Source organism: Defluviitoga sp. (assembly GCF_035349255.1).
Lineage (GTDB): Bacteria > Thermotogota > Thermotogae > Petrotogales > Petrotogaceae > Defluviitoga.
In genome coordinates this window covers 1-5,386 of sequence record NZ_DAOPSE010000057.1, presented here as the reverse complement: position 1 = coordinate 5,386, position 5,386 = coordinate 1, and the positions used below count along the sequence as shown (strand labels likewise).

The 5,386-nt window shown below is 31.3% G+C and carries 5 protein-coding genes; 1 reads left to right on the top strand and 4 read right to left on the bottom strand.

Going from position 1 to position 5,386, the window contains the following annotated elements:
- Window positions 1-634: transposase (locus PKN74_RS07770; RefSeq protein WP_472310208.1), on the top strand; the 634-nt coding region annotated here is incomplete at its 5' end.
- 9 nt (window positions 635-643) lie between these two features.
- Here the strand turns inward: PKN74_RS07770 and PKN74_RS07765 are convergent.
- From PKN74_RS07765 to PKN74_RS07750, 4 genes are all read right to left on the bottom strand, one after another.
- On the bottom strand, window positions 644-772 hold the full coding sequence (locus PKN74_RS07765; RefSeq protein ID WP_472310204.1) for a hypothetical protein: 129 nt from the start codon (window positions 770-772) through the stop codon (window positions 644-646).
- Window positions 773-993: 221 nt separating this feature from the next.
- The gene (locus PKN74_RS07760) at window positions 994-3,354 is read right to left on the bottom strand and encodes a discoidin domain-containing protein (protein ID WP_472310206.1); all 2,361 of its coding nucleotides are present in this window, start codon (window positions 3,352-3,354) and stop codon (window positions 994-996) included.
- A gap of 344 nt (window positions 3,355-3,698) precedes the next feature.
- The gene (locus PKN74_RS07755; RefSeq protein WP_472310204.1) at window positions 3,699-3,827 is read right to left on the bottom strand and encodes a hypothetical protein; all 129 of its coding nucleotides are present in this window, start codon (window positions 3,825-3,827) and stop codon (window positions 3,699-3,701) included.
- 193 nt (window positions 3,828-4,020) lie between these two features.
- A complete protein-coding gene (locus PKN74_RS07750; RefSeq protein ID WP_472310202.1) occupies window positions 4,021-5,157 on the bottom strand; it encodes an ROK family protein in 1,137 nt (378 codons plus the stop codon).
- Window positions 5,158-5,386: the final 229 nt, after the last annotated feature.

Here is a 5,386-nt window from a genome sequence, read left to right as displayed (position 1 = left end):
TTTCATTTATTCATGCCCGTTTTATGATTATTACATTCTTGTAACTGTCAAACTCGGGAATTATGCTTTCCCTTTACTAAATAAAGCTAAAGAACTTTTGAATCTTACTGGGTTTAATTTCTTGGCTGATGCCGCTTACGATTCTTCTGATCTTTACGACTTTGTTCATTTGGAGAGTGAGTCTACCGCTTTTATCCCTCTTAGAGCTTCTTCTAAGAAACCTTTAGTGGGTGATTGCGGTAAGCCTCTTTCTCTTCATTCTCACTATCGTGAAACTAAAAGGAATATCCTTAGAAATAAATATGTTTGTGATGATCCTTCTAATTGCCCTTTGAACAAATACAATTGTTATGCCTATAGAAACTTTTCTAAAGATGATTTCCGTAGTTTTCTCAACAGAGATTCTTCTTCTTTCAAAAAGGTTTACAAAAAGCGTACCCTTATTGAGTCTATCTTTTCTAAGTTGGCTGATATGACTAATTCTACTTCTTTGAGATGTAAAAACTCTGTTGAAGTTGAATGTAACCTTTCTAACCTTTATCTTATTGCTTCAGCTTTCTTGGCTCATAGTATGGGTAGAGATGATTTATTAGCTTCTCCTAAGACTTTGATGTATGAGACTGCTGTTTGCTAATTTGTCATTTTAGTTATAATCAATACTTTCTAACAACCAGTTACTGACTAACTGGAGTGTTTTTATTCCTGTTTTTTCTTCAAAATGAGTACTTTCTTGTATCTTTTTATCTTTCTTTAAGTTTTTTGACTTTTTCAAAGAGCATTTTCCTTGGAATTCAATATTTTAGTTCTTCTTTACTTTTATTTAATCTTTTTTACCTCAGCTTAACCACTATTTTTTGCTATTTCTGAAGTGGGTACTCTTCAAAAAATGAAAAAAGTATGGACTATTATGAAGTCTTTATGCAAAGTTTCACTTCTAAAGTAAACCAAACATAAAATATATCATCATAATGTTTTAACTAATTAAAACTTGGATTAGTGTTGGTGTTTAATTAACCGTATATTATCTAAATAAAAATAAAACTCTGATTTACTAACTGATGAACCAATTTTTATTCCAAATTCTTTAACTTCTTTATCTTTTATTAAATCATTTAAATTCACTCTTATAGTGTTCCAGCTTTCTGGAATGAGATAAATATCAGCAGTATTAACCCAAGTCCAAGAATCACCAATTTTAAAATAAATCTGCGCAATAAAATCTTTAGCTTTTTCTGGAACATATAAATCCATCATAACCATATCCCAACCAGACCAATCTTTAATTTCAGGAAATACGAATATCCCGCCTTCTTGCCAGCCCTCTCCGCTATAGACACCTTCTAATTTTAAACTTCGACTATTAGAAGTAGACATTTCATCAGTTACTTCTATTGTTTTAATGGAAGGCCAAAATTCTACTATTTTCCATCCTTCATCATCTGTTTCAAAATCATACAGCAAATAAACTTCTTTTAATTCTAGGCTTTCTTCTTTTTCTGTTTCTTCTGTTTTATCCCAATCAAATGGGGTTATTAGTAATTCTGGGTCAGATCCCTCAACCTTTTTTCCAAATACTTCAAATTCCCACAGTGAGTATCCCCACTCTGTTCCACGCTTTATACCTAACATTCTAATAAATCTACTTTCAACAGGTGCTTCAAGAATAATATGATCCATCCCTCCATCACCTGAATCTTCCTGATAAACAGTTATCCATTTCTCTCCGTCCCAACACTGTATTGCATATTTTAGGCCATAAGCAACTTCCCAGTGCAAAGTAATTTCATTGATTAAGAAAACGTCCCCTAAATCTACACCGATCCACTCGTTGTCGGTATACTTACTCGACCATCGAGTATCAAATAAACCGTCCACTGCTTTAGCAGCTGTATTTATAGGATTTTCGTTTGAAGAACTTCTTGCTTCTTTACCCAAAGCCACGTTTCCACTTGAAGGATCGATCACCCTTATTATAAAAGATGTCCATGCTTTGTTACCAACACTATCCTCTGCTTCAATCTCAACGTTAGTAACCCCTATAAATTCAGGAGATATTTTAATTGACAAAAATCCAGCACTGTCTATTTTCAATTCTACTGCTAAAGGATTATCATTTTTGGTAACAGAAAAGGAAAGAGTATCTCCCTCAAAATCATAAAATATATCATTTAAATTCACGTAGTCAACTATTTCTTCTGTTCCTTTTTCAACAAAGAGATTTTCTATATTCTTTTTGACTAATGGAATTCTATCTATTTCTCCAACTTCTATCTTAACTTTCTCTTGAGCAATGTCATAAATATGCGTTATTGCAGGTTTTGTATCTGCAAAACTTCCATGCCCTGTATCATAATACATCCATGAAAGAGCTCCAGCATACCCATTTTTGAACAAATATTCATAAGCTTCAACTATTCCTAATTCTCTTTTTGGTGCGAATCCTTTTCCTATATTTACTATTCCTTTAGCAGGAAATTCTCCCACAACTAGTGGTTTATCTAAGTTCCAATATTCATACGGATGATGAAAAGGAGAGGTTTCTTCAGAAAACCACTCGGGATAATAATGAACTTGATAAAAGTCTAAAAATCCATTCTCATCTCCTCCCGCTTCTATGAGACGTTCATCACTATAATAATTAGTGAAACCGTTTATATCAGTTAAAACTCTCATATTCCAGCAACCAACTGTTACTAAACTATTAGGATCTGTTTTATGTATTGCACCTGCAATTAAATTAACAAATTGTTGAATATATTTCATGTCTGTTCTAAGATCAGTCCAACCAAACTCTTCAGTGACTCCTTCAGGTTCATTAAAAATTTCCCACCCTACTATTGCTGGATGCCCTTTTACATATTCTATTAAAGGTATTAATGCATTGTCTATGTAGGCTTGAGTGTACTGAGGATCTTCGATCATTTTTTTATTAGCTTCTGTAGGTACTCCTTGCTTATAATTCATCATGTCATGAGACCACAATACTGGAAGTATCAATATTCCTCTTTCATAAGCTAAATCCAACGCCCTTTTAAAAGTTTTCAAATTTTCTTTTTCTATGCCAATTACCTTGCCATCTTCTCCATAGAGAGGATTCGAACTTCCATCTGTATGAAGCCACCATCTTAAAACATTACCACCGGCATTTGATAAATCATCTAAAACTTTGACAAATTCTCTTTCATTGAAATTGTCTAAATCTCTTGCAAAATTAATCCATGCCAAATTTACTCCATTTAAAAATAACTCTTGATCGTTGTAATACAAACTTTTGGCGGCTCCGGAATAGACACAACTTAATAAAATCAAAATTACCATTGCTGACTTCGTAATTATTGACTTATAATGGCTCATCCTAAAAACCTCCTTTTATGAAGTTATTTTACTGTCTTCAGAAATTCCAAAACACAGAATTTAACTAACTTTTAATACCTTGTGTTTGAAGTGGTTACCTCCCTACGTTATAATCTATTTGGTACCACAAATTTATTATCCCGTAAGGAGGTCAACCATATGTCTCTTCATTCTGAACCCAATCAACTTCTTTGAGATGTAAAAATGCCGTTGAAGTTGAATGTGACCTTTATAACCTTTATCTTATTGCTTCAGCTTTCTTGGCTCATAGTATGGGTAGAGATGATTTATTAGCTTCTCCTAAGACTTTGATGTATGAGACTGCTGTTTGCTAATTTGTCATTTTAGTTATAATCAATACTTTCTAACAACCAGTTACTGACTAACTGGAGTGTTTTTATTCCTGTTTTTTCTTCAAAATGAGTACTTTCTTGTATCTTTTTATCTTTCTTTAAGTTTTTTGACTTTTTCAAAGAGCATTTTCCTTGGAATTGAATATTTTAGTTCTTCTTTCCTTTTATTTAATCTTTTTTACTTCAGCTTAACCACTATTTTTTGCTATTTCTGAAGTGGGTATAAACACCGTATAATTGATTTTTCTTTATTAAAATTAATAGTTTTTCAAAAATATTTTTACTAAAAAAACTTCGGTTAATTTCTTAATTCTTATTTACTTTTCACTTGTTTATATAAATACCTAATTAAACCAAATTTTGCTGCACCTAGTGAAACAGCATATTCATCTAAATTAGAAAATGATATTTTTACTTCATGCTTATGAAATAGATATTTTCTAACAATTTTTCTAAGCTGATTGATAAAGTTATTTCCTAAATATTTTATTCGACCATCTAAAAAAATATTAGAGATGCCAAAGTAATGAATAAGAGATAATATTATTTGTGAAAAATTCTTAGCAAGTTCTTCTTGAAAGTCCAATATTTTTATCTTATCTTCTTGAGAAAAATTTTCTAGTTCTCGTATATTCTTTATGGGAATCGAAATTTTTTTATTGATTTGCTCAATTACCTTGTCAATACCATACTCATCCTCAAAATATGTAAATTTGCCATTATCTATTATTAAAGTATGTCCTATTTCACCAGCATAACCATTTAATCCATGATAAAGTTGATTATTTATTATTATGCCTGCACCTATTCCTTTATCGTATAGAATGTAGATAAAAGAGTCCAAATCTTTCCCTTTTCCGTAATATTTTTCCCCCATCGCACCCATATCAGCATCATTTTCTATACAGGCAAAAACCTTATAACGTTCCTTAATTTCTTTTATTAATGGAAAGTTTGCAAATTCGGATAATTTTGGTGGTTCTTTTATTACACCTCTCTCAGTATCCAATGGTCCGGGTACCCCAAAAGAGATTGCCTTTACCTCTCTGCCTGTTAACTCCGCTTTACGCATTAAATTGTCACAAGTCATATACACTGTTTCTATTGCAGGTGTATTTTTTTCATATGAATAGCTTGCTCTATATAATTCTTCTCCCTCAGAATCAATTAGGCATCCATTTACCCCATCTCTCATTATTCCTATCCCTAAAACGTGTGCAAAATCTTTTACTAATTTTAAATCCATGGAAGGTCTTCCTACTCGATTAGGAGAAGTTTTCACTTCTTCAAGAAATCCTATTCCTATAAAATCACGAACTATTTCACCTATTGTTGTTTTAGTTAGGCCTGTTTCATAAGCCAAATCTATCCTTGACATAGGTTTATCAATTAGGAGATCCAAAACTTTTAACGAATTACTAACTCTTGTTGAAGCATGTTCTTTTTTCAAATTTAAGTTCAACTCCTATTTAAATGTTTATTAATAAGTAAACTTTATTTATTAATTTAATAATAATATTCTTTTCTTAAAAAGTCAAACTCAAATAAAGTGAATCTCGTCTAATACATGATAAATAATTCAAAATAAAACAGATTATCTAATAAAATCTCATTCTATGATTATTTTTCTTGTAAGTGGAAACTAAGAATATTTTATGATAGAATTATTTTGTGTTGTT